Origin of the sequence: Reichenbachiella sp. 5M10 (assembly GCF_002742335.1) — a bacterium.
In the GTDB taxonomy this organism is placed as follows: domain Bacteria; phylum Bacteroidota; class Bacteroidia; order Cytophagales; family Cyclobacteriaceae; genus Reichenbachiella.
This window is the reverse complement of the sequence record NZ_MDGR01000007.1, coordinates 1,637,339-1,653,462: the sequence shown is the minus strand read 5'-3', so window position 1 is coordinate 1,653,462 and position 16,124 is coordinate 1,637,339. Positions and strand designations below refer to the sequence as shown.

The following is a 16,124-nucleotide window of genomic DNA, read 5'->3' as shown; positions in this document are numbered from 1 at the left end:
TTTTGAATGTTAAATGGTTTTATAATAATCGATAGGTGGCTTTGATATAGGCCGCTCTACCGGGTTTTTGAATCGCATAATTATCGAATACCTGCTCATCGAACAGGTTGCTCACGTCCACGCTGAGGCTGAGTTTTTCTTTGGGAAACGTATAACCTATCCCGCAGCTATTGACCAACTGAGCAGGAATCACGTCCTTGTTGTACCGACCTATGATCTCTGAGTGACGATGAAATTCACCCACATACGATACACTCCAATAGAAGAAGGTAACAGCACCTTCCTGGATCAGATTCTTGAATTGAGTTCGTAGCTCGGTATTGGTTTGGAAAAAGGGCGTATTGGCTAGTCGCGAATTTTTTGTCACATTGTTGTTGCCCAACTCATCGGTATCCGACTTGACGATAGGACTCAAATAGGACACCGTCTGATTGACGGTCAACCAATGACTATGCGCGAATTTGATTTTGCCATCCACTCCCTGCATTCTTACCTGATCAAAATTGATGTTGACAAAGGCTCCAGGATCGTACGAGTACTGCTGGATCAAATCTGTGACATCCCGATAGAAGACATTGCCTGAAAAGGTGAATCGGTTTTTGCGCTCCATCGCAGTAGTGACCCTAAAACCCAAATTGGCATTGAGACTGGACTCAGAACGAAGCGCAGTAGTGCTGACAACATTGAGACCGTCCCCTAGCACTTCGTTGGCGGCTGGTAGTCGATAGGCTTGCTCTACCGACAGACTCAACATCACGCTAGGTCTGAGCTGATACGAACCCGCCACCCCATAGCCCCAATCCGATGCACTGGCTTGTTCGGTCTGGTAACTGGTGACGCTGTTTTCGGTGGTAGCTGTTTTGATCGCAGCACGGTAGCCAAACCATTTGACAAACAGCGAAGTATGGAGTCTTTGCTCCAAGAACTGACTCTGCAACACCCATCCCATGCTGTGCCTTCGAAACGTCTGTGGCGCCCAATAGCCGTCGGTCTTTTGTGTCACGACTGGATCACTATCTGTTCGTGTCAGGTCACTGAAGACATAGTTGTAGCCCAGTTTGTGGTGAGGATTGAGCTGATAGACGAGGTTGAGACGGTTGAGCCAGACTTTCTGATCCAGCGTATTCAACGTCCAAAGCTGCTCCCCTCGATCTGAATTTGCATCCAGAATACTTCCATCCCAATTGTACATGTTGGTTGTCGTGTCGATGCGGTCACGCACTAGGTACGAGTACGATGCAAACCAATTCACATCCAGCCCTTTGGCTAAGAAATCAAACTTCTGATAAGTCATGTTGGGCATCACCACACGTTGGTGATATCGAGCTTCCCCAAACACCACCTCCATCGTAGGACCGTGCTGGATATCTTTGTCCATCTCAGAGTACAGAACACCAAGGAGTAACTTATCTGCCCATTTTTTTTGCGTAAAGCCAAAGTCAGCTTTGACAGACTTGGATTCATACCCGTCATGAAAACGCCTGACTTTCTCCCCACGGGTGACATTGGCGGTATTCACATCGGTGACAGGTACATCTTCGCCCCATACGTAGTAGTTGTTGTCCGAGTAATTGTAGAATGCAGACAGCTTCATCGTCAAGCCGGATTGCTTCGCTCGCCAGCTGCCTTGTATCGCTGCTCGATGAGTATTGAATGATCCGTAGGAATAAGAAGCCTCTACGAACTCGTTGAAACTGGATTTGGTCACGAGGTTGATTGCGCCACCTAATGCATCATTGCCTAGTTCGACAGGCACTACGCCCTTGTAGACTTCCACACGGTCTACGAGCGAAATAGGGATGGTATTGATCGAGTAGGACGACCCAAAATAATCCATGGGCACCCCATCCATAAAGAAACGAATGGATTGACCACTCAGGCCGTTCATGCTATAGTTGACTCTAGAGCCCAGTCCTCCGGATTGACGTACCTTGACCCCCGCAGTTTGATCCAATACTTGATTGATTTCGATCGATTGGGCTTGAAACTGCTTGGTTCCCACAGCCTCTACCGCAAACCCTTGGGTTTGCTGTTCCTTTTCTGCATCGTGAGAGATCGTCACCTCCTCTAGCATTTCGCTATCGTGAGTCAAGGTAAGGTTTAGCGATACGTGAGGGTGTTGGTCATCCAGTGTGACGGTAATTTGGCGATCCTCAAACCCGAGGAAGGTAACACTGAGCCGATACTCCCCAAAAGGCAAGTCTGAAAACACAAAATGTCCTTGATCATCGGCTACTACTCCTACGCCTGTCTCTAGAATCCGAATAGGCACCATAGGGAGGGCTTCTCCATCCGAGGACGATACTGCACCAGAAATCCCCCCAGTCTCCTGTCGCTGTGACATAGCGAGTGTTGCGCTGAGGCACAGGCATAGTGCTAGAGACAAGGATAGAATATGGAAGTAGATTATTCTCAAGAGAAAAAAAGCTGCATTTATTAAGACCAGTTCTAAATAGTGTATTTTTGTGCAAATGTGGTATAGAAGCCATCATTTGCACCAACGCAAAAGGTTTTTTAAATGCCGCAAAAAGATGAAATGAAAACAATTCTCAAAAGCCAGATATTCGAAGGTGGTACGCAAACCAAGCAGTACTCTAAAAACTTCACCACACAATCCATCAAGGAGGAGAACACGAGTATTGATCAAAATGGCGTGACGGGACAAGTGCATGAGGTACAAGTAGATGGGATCATTTTGGTCAATCGAAACGTCACCGTCAAGTCACCCTATGAGGTGGAGGTGTCTCATGATTTCCCTTTGTTCAAACTGCATTTTGAGATCGAAGGCTACAATCACTACGAACCCCAAGACGAATACAGCATGCCTGTCGAAATTCAATCTGGTCAGTTCAATTTGTTTTATTTCCCCAGAGTCAATGGTGTTTTGCATTTCATCCCACCCCATCGTCAGACCCTAGAGATACAGTTTACCAAGGCTTTTATCAAGAAAGCTATTGGTCAAAACTTCAAGGAGGTACTGAAAGAATTTGGGACGGCTATTGAGAGCAAGCGACCTTTCCTGTTTTGGAATAGAAGTCAGAAAATCACCCCTGTCCTCAAACGACACATCCAGGACATCCTCGACTGTCAATATGCCGACTCGCTCAAAAAGCCTTTTTTGGAAGCCAAGGTATTGGAACTCTTGGTGATGATTTTCGCCTCCTGGGACCAACGTTCGTCTCGCTCCACTACTACCCAGCTATCCCCTAGCACCCACGAAAAGCTGGAACGAGTCGTGCAGCACATCTCAACTCATCTCAACGACCCGCTATCCATTGCGTCCTTGGCAGCATTGGTAGGAATGAATGCCTCCAAACTCAAAGAGAGTTTCAAGGTGACTCATGGCACGACGCTATTCAAGTACATCACCGAACAACGGATGAAATCCGCCAAATCCCTCATCGAGGAGCGTGTCTGCAACATCACCGAGGCATCTTATCGTGTAGGTTACAAGAACCCACAGCACTTCACTGTTGCCTTCAAAAAAATATACGGTCTACTGCCCAGCGAACTGATCAAATAGTGATTTCGCTGGGCAGTAGATTAAACCCTATCCAAAAACTCTTCCAGATCCAGTTCTTTGTTGATTTGCAGTTTTTTGCGGAGGCGGTAGCGGCGGGTCTCTACACCACGTACGGAGAGATTGAGTTGATTGGCGATCTCCTTGGTGGATAGCTTCATCTTGAGGAGCATGCAGAGTTTCGCTTCGGGTACTGATAGCTTAGGAAAATCGCTCTTGAGTTTTTTGAAGAAGTCCGAGTGCAGCAGATTGAACTGATCCTCGAAGCTTTCCCAATCTTTGTCACTATCTGTCTTGCTTTCAATCTTACCGACGAGCCGTTGCAAGGCCTTCTTTTGATCTTCTGTGGAAAGTGCCGTCCCCAATTCTTGGAGAGTATTCTTGATATCCATCAAAAACTCATCCTTGTTGTGCAACTGCATGGCTAGCGCGGCAAGCTCCTTGTTCTTTTCGTCAATGGTTGCCTTCAACGTATCGTTTTTGGCCCGAAGCACTTCGGGCCTGTTGGACTTGGAAGGCATATCAAACAGTGCCTTGTCTAGGTAAGACAACCAAAGGTTGTAGGCCTGGTTGCAACGCGACTGATTGAGTCGTGGTTCGTGGATGATACTAGGCGTCACATGAGACAGAGCATCCTCCAGCGATGAGTACACTCCATTGGCGACACCCGCAGCACGTGCAGCACCGATGGCTCCTGTAGTCTCCACTACCTCGATATGACAATCAAGCAGCGTCGCGATTGTCATCGAAAACACCTCAGATTGAAACATGTTGTCGTTGGTCACACGAAGCACATCCACCTCCAACCCGAGCTCTTTGAGCAGATTCACCCCATAAACGAACGAAAAGGCCACTCCTTCCAAAGCTGCCCGGTAGAGATGCCCTCTAGAATGTCTGCTAAACTCCAGATTCATGATGTGGGAGTTGATGCTTTTTTCGTCCAACATCCGCTCGGCTCCATTGCCAAAAGGCAAAATACATAGCTCATCTGACCCTATCGGTACAGTAGAAGCCATGCGCTCCATGTCGTCGTAGTGACGACCACTGAGTGCAATCTGGCTTTTCATCCATCCATATTGCGTACCTGCTCCGTTGAGGCACAGCAGTACACCGATGCGGTCGTAGTTGTCTTCGTAGTTGACATGTGCAAAAGGATTGACACGTGAGCGTATGTCGTACTTGGGTCTATCGACTATCCCGTAGACCACCCCTGATTCAGCACTGGTCGCAGCGATCTCTCCGGGGTTGAGCACGTTGAGAGACAGGGCATTGTTGGGCTGATCACCAGCTCGATAGGTCACCGGTATCCCTGCAGCTAACCCACTCATCTCTGCCGCCTCGGCAGTCACCTCTCCTTGCCTCGCAAAAGTCGGTACGATCTCGGGAATCAAGTCTTCGCTGATGTCGTAGTAGTCTAAGACTTGCTTGGCTGTCTTCTTCTTTTTGAAATCCCAAAGTATAGCCTCCGACAAACCTGAAATTGTGGTTTGCACCTCACCTGTGAATTTCATCGCGATGTAGTCTCCTGGCAACAGGATCTTATCGATACGATCATAGATATCTGGTTCATTGTCTCTAACCCAGCGTAGTTTAGATGCGGTGAAATTGCCCGGCGAATTGAGGAAATTCTCTAGACATTCTTTTTCTCCCAGATCCTTGAAGGCCTTTTTGCCTATCGTCACCGCACGGCTATCACTCCAGATGATGGAAGGACGCAATACTTTCTTGTTTTCGTCGATGAGCACGAGACCGTGCATCTGATAGGCAATCCCTATCCCGCTGATCTCTCGAGGATTGATATGATTTTGGGACAGGATATTTCGAGTAGCGGTACAGAGATCCTGCCACCAAGACTCAGGATGCTGCTCTGCCCATCCACTGTGACGAGACAGTATCGTCGAGTCATGCTCCGGGTATTGTCCTACTCCGATGACTTTGTTGTCCTCTGATCGAATCAGTGCAATTTTGACGGTCGTACTGCCTACTTCGTAACCTAATAAATACATCCTTCTTTCCGTGAATCTGCTCCTTAAGAGTGAATAGGCTCTACATGTAGCGAAAACGCCTCTATTCACCCCTTAACTACGCCAAAGTTACGTCACTTGAGCAGACTAGCCTAACAATCTTCACATTTACATCCAGCATTTTGGAATCACAAGTGCATCGATGCTTTTCACTTCGTGAACTATAAACTTTGGGCCCACTAACTGCCAAACATGATGAGAACAATCCCTGCTATGATCCCCAACAGAATCAGTGACTTGTAAAGGATATTCTTTTCCTTAAAAAGGATGGCCCCCACTCCAAATGAGATGATCACGCTGCTCCTTCTGAGCAAAGACAGGATTGACACCAGAGAATCCTCAAAGGTCAACGCATAGAAGTAAGCAAAATCACCCAAGACAAGCACGATACCTATCAACGGAATCGTGTTTCTCCATTGAAAAGGAGTCAACTCCTTTCGTTTGGGATACCAAAAAAAACACAGGACCAAGAGCATAATAGGCACTTGGTAGAAAGAGAAATAGGCCTGAATCGCTAGGCGATTGTAATGTGCAATGAGGTACTTGTCATACAGTGTACTAAAAGTCCCAATGATGGTCGCTAAAAAAATGAACCAAACCCATTTGTTGGTTTTGAAATTGACGCCCTCCTTGTTGCCAGCAATGGAGAAGAAATAAAAGAAAACGAGGGCAACAATCATCCCCATCCACTGCAGGAGTGTCAGTGTCTCACCATACATTAGAATCGCACCTAGCAATGTCCATACTGGCCCTGTACTACGAATCGGTGAGACAATGCTGATTGGCAAGTTTTTGAGTGCCATGAAGGATAGAATCCACGATGACACGACGATCAAAGCCTTGATCAGGATTAACAAATGTACCTTGAGGCCTACTGAGGGGATATAGAAATTGTCGTACTGCTCAAACCCCTCTACTGTATGAGACAACACCAACGGCGGCACGAAAAGCAAGGCAGAAGCTAAGGTCGAGAAAAACAACACGGGCAAAACTGCATTGTCATTGAGCGAGACCTTCTTGAGTAGATCATACACTCCCAAAGCCAGCAAAGACAACACTCCCAGAATCACCCACATATTGATTTCATTTTGTATCGGGCGAAATTAGGAATGACTAGACTGGGATACTAACAAAGGTTGGACTTTAGCACCTGTGCTCACAAAGACTGCACGACAACTGCCTCCTAATGATTGGACCAACGGGATAGACCCCCTATTGACATCATCTACCCACATGTATTTATCAAAAAAGGGATACATCACAGATGTATCCCTTTCAAATTTCTAGAAAGTAACCCCCTTACTTGTTTCCTTTGGCGTAATCCGCTAGGAAAGTCGCCAATCCACTGTCGGTCAATGGGTGTTTCAACAAGCCCATGATCGCACTCAATGGACAGGTCACTACGTCTGCACCTACCTCAGCACACTTGATCAAGTGTAGTGGGTTGCGCACAGATGCCGCTAGGATTTCAGTTTCGAAACCGAAGTTATCGTAGATACCCACGATCTGCTCGATGAGGTTCATCCCGTCAAACCCGATATCGTCCAATCTCCCGATGAATGGAGAGATATAGCTCGCACCCGCTTTCGCAGCAAGGATTGCTTGTCCTGGGCTAAAGATCAACGTACAGTTGGTTCTGATCCCTTTGTCACTCAACGCCTTGATGGTCTTGATACCGTCTTTGATCATTGGGATTTTCACGACGATCTTTGGATCGATCGCTGCTAGTTCCAATCCTTCTTTGAGCATCGCATCAAATTCGGTAGAGATTACCTCTGCACTTACCTTGTCATCTACGATATCACAGATTTTCTTGTAGTGTGCTCTGATGTTCTCCTCGCCAGTGATGCCTTCTTTGGCCATCAACGATGGGTTGGTGGTCACACCGTCTAATACTCCTAAGTCATATGCCTCCTTGATGTGATCAAGATTGGCGGTATCGATGAAAAATTGCATGTCTATTGTCTGTTTATAGTCAAAGTTTTATTCTATGTATCCGATCTTCTTGGCTCGTCAAAAACAAACCAAGAAGACCATCGGAATTAAAGTCCCAACAATTCAACCACTTGGTTGTACACGTTTTCGCCAGTGAATCCGAATTTCTCATCCAATACTCCAGCAGGAGCAGAATATCCGAAATGTCCCAACCCAAAGACTTTACCGTTTGGTCCCGCGAGTCCTTCCAAGTTGACAGGCAATCCAGCCGTCATACCGAAGATAGGCTTGTCTGTAGGGATTACTGATTCCTGATAAGCTTTGTCTTGGCTTCTGAATAGTCCCTCAGAAGGAATCGAAGCAATGTTGATTTTCAATCCTTTCTTCTCTTCAAGCAAAGCTGCTCCCGCAAACAAAGTCGCTACTTCCGAACCATTGGCGATCAACACCACGTCTGGGTTTTCTACTTTTTGCACGAGGTATCCACCTTTCTCCGCTTGGAGCGCATCTTCGTATCTCGAAGCTCCCTGAGCAGGTAGATCTTTGATTCCTTGTCTCGACAGGATCAAACCTGTCGAGACGTCTGTGTTTTCCATAGCCATTTTCCACGCTACGGTTGTCTCTGCAGCATCTGCAGGTCTGAGTGCAAGGAAGCTATTTTTGTGGCTGTGGTTTTGAACTTTCTCCATCAATCTGATCTGTGCCTCTTGCTCGATCGGCTGGTGAGTCGGTCCATCCTCTCCTACTCTAAACGCATCGTGTGTCCATACATATTTCACCGGTAGCTCTTGGATCGCTCCAAGTCTAATCGCGGGCTTCATGTAGTCAGAGAATACGAAGAACGTACCCACCACTGGAATCACACCACCGTGCAGTGCCATCCCATTGGCGATAGCCGCCATAGACAGCTCAGCCACACCTGACTGCAAGAATGCGCCACCAAAATCATTTTTCTGGATGGATCTTGTTTTCTTCAAGAAACCGTCCGTCTTGTCTGAATTAGACAAATCCGCAGAAGACACGATCATGTTTTCTACTTTGTCCGCGAGGTAAGCCAATACCGCAGACCCTGCTGCTCTTGACGCTACTCCCTCTTTTTGAACGATCTCACTAAAATCAATTCCTTCTGGCATCTTACCTGTCAAGAACTGATCTAGTTTCGCTGCGAGTGCTGCATTGTCTTTTCTCCACGCTTCTTCTTTCGCGTAAGCTTCTTGAGCAGCAGCCGTTTTATCCTTCAGTACTTGTGCATAGTGTGCAGCTACCTCAGGGTATATTTTGAATGGGTCCTTAGGATCCGATCCTAGGTTCTCCAATGTCTTTTCGTAATCCGCACCTGTCGCGCCGATTGGCTGACCGTGTAGTTCGCAGTGTCCTTCGAACATCTTGCCTTCAGCTGTCACACAGCCTTTGCCCATGATGGTCTTACCAATGATGAGTACTGGCTTCTCCGTCTCAGCGTTTGCATCTTTGAGTGCTTTTCTGATTTCGTCGTGGTTGTGTGCGTCGATTGTGACGACTTTCCATCCCCATGACTCGTATTTCATCGCAGTATCCTCAGTAGTCACCTCGTCAGTCATCGTAGAGAGCTGCACGTCGTTGCTATCAAAGAACATGATGAAGTTGTTCAATCCCAAGTGACCCGCGATACGTCCTACCCCTTGAGAGATTTCTTCTTGGATACCTCCGTCAGATATGAATCCGTATATTTTTTGGTCCATCCAGTTGCCAAACTTGGCCTGGAGAAACTTCGCAGCGATCGCCGCTCCTACTCCCATGGCATGTCCTTGACCAAGTGGCCCTGAGGTGTTTTCTATCGCACGTTCTACGTCTACTTCTGGATGACCTGGAGTGACTGATCCCCACTGTCTGAAGTTGGAGAGGTCTTCCATCGAGAACTTGCCCAACAGGCTATACTGCGCATACATCAGTGAAGACAAATGGCCTGCGTCCATGAAGAACCTGTCTCTTGCATGCCAGCTCATGTTGTCCGGATCGAATCTTAAAAACTCTGAGTATAAAATGTGCATGAAATCTGCCCCACCCATGGGCCCTCCCGGGTGACCAGATTTTGCCTTCTCTACCATCGAAACGGCTAATGCTCTAATGTTGTCTGCTGCCTGTAAGTCTACTGTCTTCATTTGTACTGTTTCTAGAAATTAAAAAATGCCTCGGAAATCTTTTAAATCCAAGGCATTTACTAAACCCAAAACTAATTTAAAAATCTATTATTTATAACCTCAAAGGTGGATATTAATCCCAATTCAAGCATGTATTGTACTACTGCAAGCCCCCTTCAAATCCATGTCACCAATACTTCAAAAGAAATCCAACCTCCGAAAAACACACCATACGTGGCCTACACCTTGATTATCCCACTTCATCTTCTCCATTCGTTGCTTCAAGGCTTGAATTCCTTCTTCAAATATAGAATAAAATATAACGTGTACAAATTACACTTTATGTTTTATTCTGCCACTACCCCTCCTTTCACCCTCATTCGCTGACCCAATATATATTGGACTATTCCTAGATTCTTTCCCTTCACCTCTAGGCATTTCACGGCTTTGGACTTGCAGTCCAAAGCCGTGAACTCACTAAAAATAGGGATTTATGGTTTTACCACATTGTAGCGATGTATTTGTCCTAGCATGCAATCCATCTTTGCGCAAACAAATAACACAATCAAAAACAAACACTATGATATACGGAATCACATTAATCATCCTCGGAATTCTCGCAGCACCTTCTTTGCTACTGGCCAAGAAACCTAATGCACAAGAGCTTTTAGACAAAATCACACCTTATCAAGGGTGGATAGGTCTTGGCTTTTGCTTTTGGGGCATTTGGGGAGTGATTCAAGCCCTTCTCAACATGGGACTACTCTCTACCTACCCGATCTGGTGGATCACATGGATCGCATCGAGTGCTATCGAAGCAGTGCTAGGATTCATTCTTGGGTATGGTATGATCAGTCAACTTATCCTTTCTAAAAACGAAGAAGCTAAAAAGAAAGGAGAGCAATTGCTCGCTAAGCTTGCTCCGATGCAAGGACGCCTCGGTCTAATCGGCGTATGTGTAGGAGCATGGGTGATTGCGGCTAGCATTTTATTCTACTAAGTTCCCTCCAATTAGAAAAGCCCAACTGAATCGTATCAGTTGGGCTTTTATAGGTCACACTTGCCTTCCAACTATGGTTTGCGCACTGCCGCCACCTCATCGCTCGTGACAGGTGAAGCGTCATTACCAAAACTCTGCCTAACATAGGTCAACAGCGCCGATATTTCCTCGTCTGACAAGTAAGAAAAGGAATTCATAATGCTGTTGTACGTCACTCCATCTACTTCGATCTCACCTTCAAATCCATTGAGAATGATCCCAATGAGGCGCGCTTTGTCTCCTAGTACCCACTCTGTCTGAATCAAAGGTGGATTCATCCGTAAAACCCCTGTACCTTCCTTTTGATGACATGCCATGCAATGGGCGCGATAGACTTTCTGCCCCTTCTTCAACATCGGATCTTGTGAGGCAACCGTCTCCCCTGTTCCCATATTCGTACTTGGGTTGGCTCCTCCGCATGCCGCAGCAAACCACAGCAAGACAAACAGGATAGATATTTCTAATTTCATACGTTGCATTTCTTCCATTCTAAGTTAAATAGGGAATCTCATTCATCAGCAAATAATCCTCCAAAACTCCAAGGAGCAACCTGTACTATCCGCAAGAGAAAAGCCCTAGCTACTCTTGACCGAAGAAATTGGCTTTAACCCCTTTGACTCCCGGGACTGCTACGAATATACTTCCAGCGTGTGGTAGAGAGTCCAATTCCGCCTCACTCATATCCACTCTAGCAGAAGTAATGAATAGCGAGTCCAAGTTCTCTCCCCCAAAAGCACAAGACGTGATGTTGTGTGCAGGAATATGCACTTCACCAATGATCTCTCCTGACTCGGTATCGATCTGCAACACTTTGTTGCCATTCCATAGGCACACCCACAGATTGTTCTCAGCATCAATTGTGCTGCCATCGGGATAGCCGTATGCCGTAAAATCCATCAAACTACGCTCGTTTGAGATCGTACCCGTCTCGTCATCATAATCGAATACCCGTACTTTGCCATCTGGTGTATCGATATAGTACATCGTCTTTTGGTCAGATGACCAAACGATCCCGTTGGAGATGGTCACACTGTCGAGCATCTGCTCAGCGGTTCCGTCTCCACTGATCTTATAGAGTTTCGCTGCATCACTGATCTGATCTTGATGCATCGAGCCGACCCAAAGCCTCCCAGAAGGGTCGCACTTGCCGTCGTTGAAGCGAATCTTCTCACCATGCTGCTTGGGTCTGACAATCAACTCCTGCTGTCCAGTCTCAGGGTCGTAGTAGTACACCCCATCCTCTAACGCAATGACAGCACGCCCATCTGCCGCTGGTACGATGGTTCCGATGCGCTGATCCAACTGATGCACCAGCTGAGATTTGTTGGATACATCAAGCTGAAACCACTTCTTGCCTTCAATATCTACCGACCAGAGCTCGTTCGTCTCGTGGTTCCAAATGGCCCCTTCTCCTAACTCGTTTTTGTCTTCATAAAACAATACGGCTTCCCATCGTTGGATATCGTCTTGTGGTGTTTGAACCTCTCCTTCGGAGGTCTTTGGTGCGGTACAAGATGCCATTGCCAATAGGCCTACTGCTAGTATTGTACTTTTCATGCTATATATTTTGGTTTACTTTTATCCTCGATTTCAACAACACAAATCAACGGACTATCTCCCAATACCTCGGTGGGTGAATTGCACAATTGTTGATACATCTCCCCAGCTTGTCGCAAAAAAACTCACAATTGACGCCCTATTCAAAAATTAATTGAATTCAATATCAGACCAGAAGCTGGTGCAATGAATGTAAAGGGTTCTTCTCTTTTTTGTGTCAATGATAATTCCAACTCCTCCATTGTATGGACACCTCGTCCCAGATTGATCAGTGCGCCCGCCATCAGCCGCACCTGATGACGCATAAACCCAGGCCCACATACACGCAGCATATAGCTCTGCTTTGGAAAGAAACTCGCGGTATAGATGTCGTTGTTGACTAATTCACACTGCACCACCTCTCGCTCTAGCACGGTCATCTCAGAGGGTTTGTAGACATAGTTTTGGAAGTTGTGACGTCCCTGAAACAACTGTGCCCCCTTTTTCATCTGCTCAATATCTAGGTGATCATTGATGTGACAGATATAAGGCGCGGCAAAAGGGTGGTTCTTTTCTCCAAAGGAAAACAAGTACAGGTACTCCTTGATTTTCGGATTGAGGATCACATTGAACTTCGCATCGACCTGTTCGATACTCATCGCGCGTACATCAGATGGTAGGTTATGATTGAAGTCTTTGAGAAATACTTGCTCGTCGAGTTCTTCCTTGACAAACAGCTCTATATAAGCTTGGTTGGCAGACACCATCGCGTCGGTACGTCCAGAAGGGAGGACTTTGTGATCTTTGTGTCCAAGGACATAGTTGAGCGTCCTCTCTAGCACCAACTGCACCGTTTTGACGTTGGGTTGCTTTTGGAAGCCATGGTAGCGAAACCCCAGATATTGGAGTTCGATCAAGTAGTAGTAGCGTTGGCCTTGCATCACCAGTCAATCGGAAAATAATCCTTGAGAAACTTGCCACACCAGTGCTTGCCAGAGTTGATACCGTCGAGCAAGGGATCCACCACACGTGCTGCACCATCGACGATATCTAGCGGTGGTTGAAAGTCATGCAGTTCCTCTTTCTTCTTCGCCAGCTCGACAGGATCCTCATCGGTCACCCAACCCGTATCCACAGCATTCATATAGATACCATCTTTCGCAAAATCACTCGCCGACGTATGTGTCATCATGTTGAGTGCTGCCTTGGCCATGTTGGTATGCGGGTGTCTATCTTCTTTCTTGAACCGATGAAACTTACCCTCCATCGCCGAGACATTGATGATGTGTTTTTGTCCAGTGTAGTCTTTGCGCATCAGGCCAATGAGGTTATTGATCAGTACGAAAGGCGCTACCGAATTGACGAGCTGTACTTCGAGCATCTCGGCGGTCTGCACCTCTCCTAGTCGCAAGCGCCAGCTATTGGTCTTGCGAAGATCGACCTGTTGGAGGTCAGCATCCAGTTCCCCTTCTGGGAATATCTCCGCTGCTTCGAGCGAATTGTCAAAACGGTACGGTATCTGTGACAACTTTGCTGAGGCACGGATCCCTACACCAGGTTCCTGTCCATGCCATGTCACTGGCATGGCGCCATCGTTGTTTTCGAGTGCCTTGCCATAGTCCGTCAAATCCCGCACGCAGGCATGATGATCTTTGAGTAGCACTTGGGCCTCTTTAGACTGTTGTTCGTAGGGCAGCAATTCCTTCTCCATCATATGGCTATAGAACCCTGGCGGTCGTCGTACCGTCTGCGCGGCATTGTTGATGATGACATCCAATCGGTCAAAATTCTGCTCGACGTAGCTCGCGAACAATTCTACACTAGGAATATGACGCAAGTCCAGCCCGTGGATATGCAGCCTCTCCTTCCAGTCGTGGTAGTCCTCTTCCCTAGCAAATCGGTTGGCCGAATCCACAGGAAAGCGAGTCGTCGCGATCACCGTAGCGCCAGAACGCAGCATCATCAGACAGATGTGGTAACCGATTTTCAGTCGTGATCCCGTGATCAGTACCACCTGCCCTGTCATATCGGCACGTTGGAAGCGCTTCATGTAGTTAAGATCCCCACACTCCTCACACATCGCATCATAGAAATGGTGGAGCTTGGTATATTCCTTCTTGCAGACGTAGCAATTGCGCGGAGAGGACAAGACCCGATCATCTGTCGTGGGGATATTCTGTAAGAGCAGTTGTTTGGGCGCCTCAAACACTGGCGTCTCACGTGCAGAGCGAATACCTGATAGAGCCCTGGCTTTTCGGTCGTTGGTTACGACCTGCTTGCGCTTTTCTTTCTTAGCTTGTTTCTTTCTCAGACGATATTCGTTGCGATCAGGGCGGGACAGTTTGCCTGCAGCTTTGAGCAAATCTACGCGCAACGCCTCTGGCAAGGCATCCAGTAGCTCTCCTCGCTCACTCAATGTCTCGAGCATCTTGATCGAACGCTCCAGTTCCTCCCTATCTATCCCCTTGTCTGACTCAGCCATAGTTTTATTTTTTTCGAGCGCAAAACTAGCAGGAGTTCAGGGATAAAAAAAAATCTAACGCGGTGTGCATTAGATTTCCATTTCCTATTATAAATCAAAGACAGTCAATCCCAACTGATATCATAGGCAGTGAATGAATCCCCTTTGGACAGTGAGCTCGTGATCTTGAACTGCAAGTTTTTACACCCACATATCTCTAGAGCCTTTTCCATCCATCCACCTATGCGGTACTCAAGCAGTTCGTTGTTGACAGGTAGCTCTGTCAGGTGAAGCAACATGGATTTATCTGTAGCATTGGCTACTTCGATATTCGTCGGATTGTAGAATGTCGTCATGACACGACTCGATCGCTTCAGCATGAAAGCCGGGGTACTCACCAATACGAATATCTTATATATCCCCGAAAGTGATACTTTGGCACTATACCTACCCGATTCCCAAGCTCCCTTTTTAGCATCTGTGTAGCACAACTTGCACAACTGTACCGTCGGATCTATCACCCCATCCTCTACTGGGCACCATTTCTGTGGACCAGTCGTTTCTAGCAAGTTCAACGTGTTTTTTGAGAGTTTCTTTTTCCATACAGCGTATTGATCCGCATGTTCACTTTTCATGAATTCATCTATACTAATCAATACCGATCCTCTTACCTCCATTTTGTCTTTAGTTTCAAAAGTATGCTCTCAAATGCTGCTTTTCTGAATCTATCGATTCAAAAGAAGAATCTAAAATAAGTAAAATTATCAAATAGAAAAATTCTATTCTATTTGACCAAATACAATATTTTTACTTTGTCTACGAATATCTATCGGCATGAATACAACCCAACGATTGTTTGTTTATGGTACACTACTACAGTCTCATGACAACCCCTATGCTCGGCTGCTCCGTGCCAATGCACGTTATTTGGCAGACGGGATATTCCAAGGCAAACTCTATCAAGTAGACGTCTATCCCGGCGTCCTCAGCTCAGCAGACCCCTCCCATCAAGTACATGGCCAAGTCTACGAGTTTGACAAGGCCAATGCAGACCAGGTACTGATTCAATTGGACGCATACGAAGGGATAGGACCAGACTTCTCATGGCCACATGAGTATGTCCGCGAATCGGCATCCATTCACTGTGGTGAAAAGACCTACACCTGCTGGGTGTATCTCTACAATCGTCGAGTAGCAGAGCACCAATGGATTGCTTCTGGGCGCTTCATCTAGGCCCAACCAATCACCTCTCCCATATGCTAAAATCCTTGCCTCGTCCTTTGCCAATCAATTCTGACATCTTATAGTTTTCGAGGGTATGAACGTCCTTTAGAACAAACTCCTCTCCATAGAGGATCTCCACTACGCTAAACTCGAATTTCTCCCCGTAGTTGATCAAAACGTACTCTTTGTGTGTCCTAAGGTTATTCAAGGCAATACTCATATACTAGTGTTTAGGGGCAAATATTAACAATATTCGAGACATTGA

General features: G+C 46.6%; 14 protein-coding genes. 3 read left to right on the top strand and 11 right to left on the bottom strand.

The features are described 5' to 3' along the window. Positions 1-19 precede the first annotated feature (19 nt). Positions 20-2,344 (bottom strand): TonB-dependent receptor, encoded by a 2,325-nt coding sequence (locus tag BFP72_RS06600; RefSeq protein WP_099598384.1) that lies wholly within the window; start codon positions 2,342-2,344, stop codon positions 20-22. A gap of 174 nt (positions 2,345-2,518) precedes the next feature. Here BFP72_RS06600 and BFP72_RS06595 point away from each other — a divergent pair, with 174 nt between their 5' ends. Then, positions 2,519-3,523 (top strand): helix-turn-helix transcriptional regulator, encoded by a 1,005-nt coding sequence (locus BFP72_RS06595; protein WP_099598383.1) that lies wholly within the window; start codon positions 2,519-2,521, stop codon positions 3,521-3,523. 20 nt (positions 3,524-3,543) lie between these two features. On the opposite strand, the gene BFP72_RS06590 is transcribed toward BFP72_RS06595, so the two are convergent. The 4 genes from BFP72_RS06590 to BFP72_RS06575 form a co-directional block, all read right to left on the bottom strand. Continuing rightward, positions 3,544-5,526 (bottom strand): FGGY family carbohydrate kinase, encoded by a 1,983-nt coding sequence (locus BFP72_RS06590; RefSeq protein WP_099598382.1) that lies wholly within the window; start codon positions 5,524-5,526, stop codon positions 3,544-3,546. Positions 5,527-5,723: 197 nt separating this feature from the next. Next, the gene (locus BFP72_RS06585) at positions 5,724-6,620 is read right to left on the bottom strand and encodes a DMT family transporter (RefSeq protein ID WP_099598381.1); all 897 of its coding nucleotides are present in this window, start codon (positions 6,618-6,620) and stop codon (positions 5,724-5,726) included. A gap of 223 nt (positions 6,621-6,843) precedes the next feature. Next, positions 6,844-7,500: a fructose-6-phosphate aldolase gene (gene fsa, locus BFP72_RS06580; RefSeq protein WP_073121916.1), complete on the bottom strand. Its 657-nt coding sequence runs from the start codon at positions 7,498-7,500 to the stop codon at positions 6,844-6,846. Between the two features lie 86 nt (positions 7,501-7,586). Continuing rightward, complete coding sequence (locus tag BFP72_RS06575; RefSeq protein WP_099598380.1) at positions 7,587-9,620, bottom strand: transketolase; 2,034 nt, start codon at positions 9,618-9,620, stop codon at positions 7,587-7,589. Between the two features lie 559 nt (positions 9,621-10,179). Here BFP72_RS06575 and BFP72_RS06570 point away from each other — a divergent pair. Then, positions 10,180-10,599 carry a hypothetical protein gene (locus BFP72_RS06570; protein WP_099598379.1) on the top strand — a complete coding sequence of 140 codons (420 nt, stop codon included), beginning with the start codon at positions 10,180-10,182 and terminating at the stop codon, positions 10,597-10,599. A gap of 71 nt (positions 10,600-10,670) precedes the next feature. Here BFP72_RS06570 and BFP72_RS06565 read toward each other — a convergent pair whose 3' ends face one another. The 5 genes from BFP72_RS06565 to BFP72_RS06545 all read right to left on the bottom strand — a co-directional run bounded on the left by BFP72_RS06565 (position 10,671) and on the right by BFP72_RS06545 (position 15,312). Next, positions 10,671-11,108, bottom strand: coding sequence for a cytochrome c (locus BFP72_RS06565; RefSeq protein ID WP_158233315.1), 438 nt, complete (start codon positions 11,106-11,108; stop codon positions 10,671-10,673). A gap of 109 nt (positions 11,109-11,217) precedes the next feature. Next, entirely contained in the window at positions 11,218-12,195 is a 978-nt protein-coding gene (locus BFP72_RS06560) for an SMP-30/gluconolactonase/LRE family protein (protein WP_099598377.1), read from the bottom strand. Positions 12,196-12,338: 143 nt separating this feature from the next. After that, complete coding sequence (locus BFP72_RS06555) at positions 12,339-13,115, bottom strand: tRNA pseudouridine(38-40) synthase TruA (RefSeq protein WP_099598376.1); 777 nt, start codon at positions 13,113-13,115, stop codon at positions 12,339-12,341. Further along, positions 13,115-14,656, bottom strand: coding sequence for an SDR family NAD(P)-dependent oxidoreductase (locus BFP72_RS06550; RefSeq protein WP_099598375.1), 1,542 nt, complete (start codon positions 14,654-14,656; stop codon positions 13,115-13,117). Before BFP72_RS06550 ends, BFP72_RS06555 begins: the two co-directional genes overlap by 1 nt. Before the next feature lie 104 nt (positions 14,657-14,760). Continuing rightward, the gene (locus BFP72_RS06545; RefSeq protein WP_099598374.1) at positions 14,761-15,312 is read right to left on the bottom strand and encodes a hypothetical protein; all 552 of its coding nucleotides are present in this window, start codon (positions 15,310-15,312) and stop codon (positions 14,761-14,763) included. 157 nt (positions 15,313-15,469) lie between these two features. On the opposite strand from BFP72_RS06545, the gene BFP72_RS06540 reads away from it, so the two are divergent. Further along, complete coding sequence (locus tag BFP72_RS06540) at positions 15,470-15,868, top strand: gamma-glutamylcyclotransferase (RefSeq protein ID WP_099598373.1); 399 nt, start codon at positions 15,470-15,472, stop codon at positions 15,866-15,868. Between the two features lie 10 nt (positions 15,869-15,878). Here the strand turns inward: BFP72_RS06540 and BFP72_RS06535 are convergent, their stop codons facing one another. Continuing rightward, complete coding sequence (locus BFP72_RS06535) at positions 15,879-16,079, bottom strand: hypothetical protein (RefSeq protein WP_099598372.1); 201 nt, start codon at positions 16,077-16,079, stop codon at positions 15,879-15,881. Positions 16,080-16,124 lie beyond the last annotated feature (45 nt).

Bases quoted from the DNA above. Each gene is read 5' to 3' on its own strand.
- BFP72_RS06565 (WP_158233315.1), bottom strand. From the start codon at position 11,108: ATGAAATTAGAAATATCTATCCTGTTTGTCTTGCTGTGGTTTGCTGCG.
- BFP72_RS06560 (WP_099598377.1), bottom strand. From the start codon at position 12,195: ATGAAAAGTACAATACTAGCAGTAGGCCTATTGGCAATGGCATCTTGT.
- fsa (WP_073121916.1), bottom strand. From the start codon at position 7,500: ATGCAATTTTTCATCGATACCGCCAATCTTGATCACATCAAGGAGGCA.
- BFP72_RS06540 (WP_099598373.1), top strand. From the start codon at position 15,470: ATGAATACAACCCAACGATTGTTTGTTTATGGTACACTACTACAGTCT.
- BFP72_RS06595 (WP_099598383.1), top strand. From the start codon at position 2,519: ATGCCGCAAAAAGATGAAATGAAAACAATTCTCAAAAGCCAGATATTC.
- BFP72_RS06570 (WP_099598379.1), top strand. From the start codon at position 10,180: ATGATATACGGAATCACATTAATCATCCTCGGAATTCTCGCAGCACCT.
- BFP72_RS06585 (WP_099598381.1), bottom strand. From the start codon at position 6,620: ATGTGGGTGATTCTGGGAGTGTTGTCTTTGCTGGCTTTGGGAGTGTAT.
- BFP72_RS06555 (WP_099598376.1), bottom strand. From the start codon at position 13,115: ATGCAAGGCCAACGCTACTACTACTTGATCGAACTCCAATATCTGGGG.
- BFP72_RS06535 (WP_099598372.1), bottom strand. From the start codon at position 16,079: ATGAGTATTGCCTTGAATAACCTTAGGACACACAAAGAGTACGTTTTG.
- BFP72_RS06550 (WP_099598375.1), bottom strand. From the start codon at position 14,656: ATGGCTGAGTCAGACAAGGGGATAGATAGGGAGGAACTGGAGCGTTCG.
- BFP72_RS06575 (WP_099598380.1), bottom strand. From the start codon at position 9,620: ATGAAGACAGTAGACTTACAGGCAGCAGACAACATTAGAGCATTAGCC.
- BFP72_RS06600 (WP_099598384.1), bottom strand. From the start codon at position 2,344: ATGTCACAGCGACAGGAGACTGGGGGGATTTCTGGTGCAGTATCGTCC.
- BFP72_RS06590 (WP_099598382.1), bottom strand. From the start codon at position 5,526: ATGTATTTATTAGGTTACGAAGTAGGCAGTACGACCGTCAAAATTGCA.
- BFP72_RS06545 (WP_099598374.1), bottom strand. From the start codon at position 15,312: ATGGAGGTAAGAGGATCGGTATTGATTAGTATAGATGAATTCATGAAA.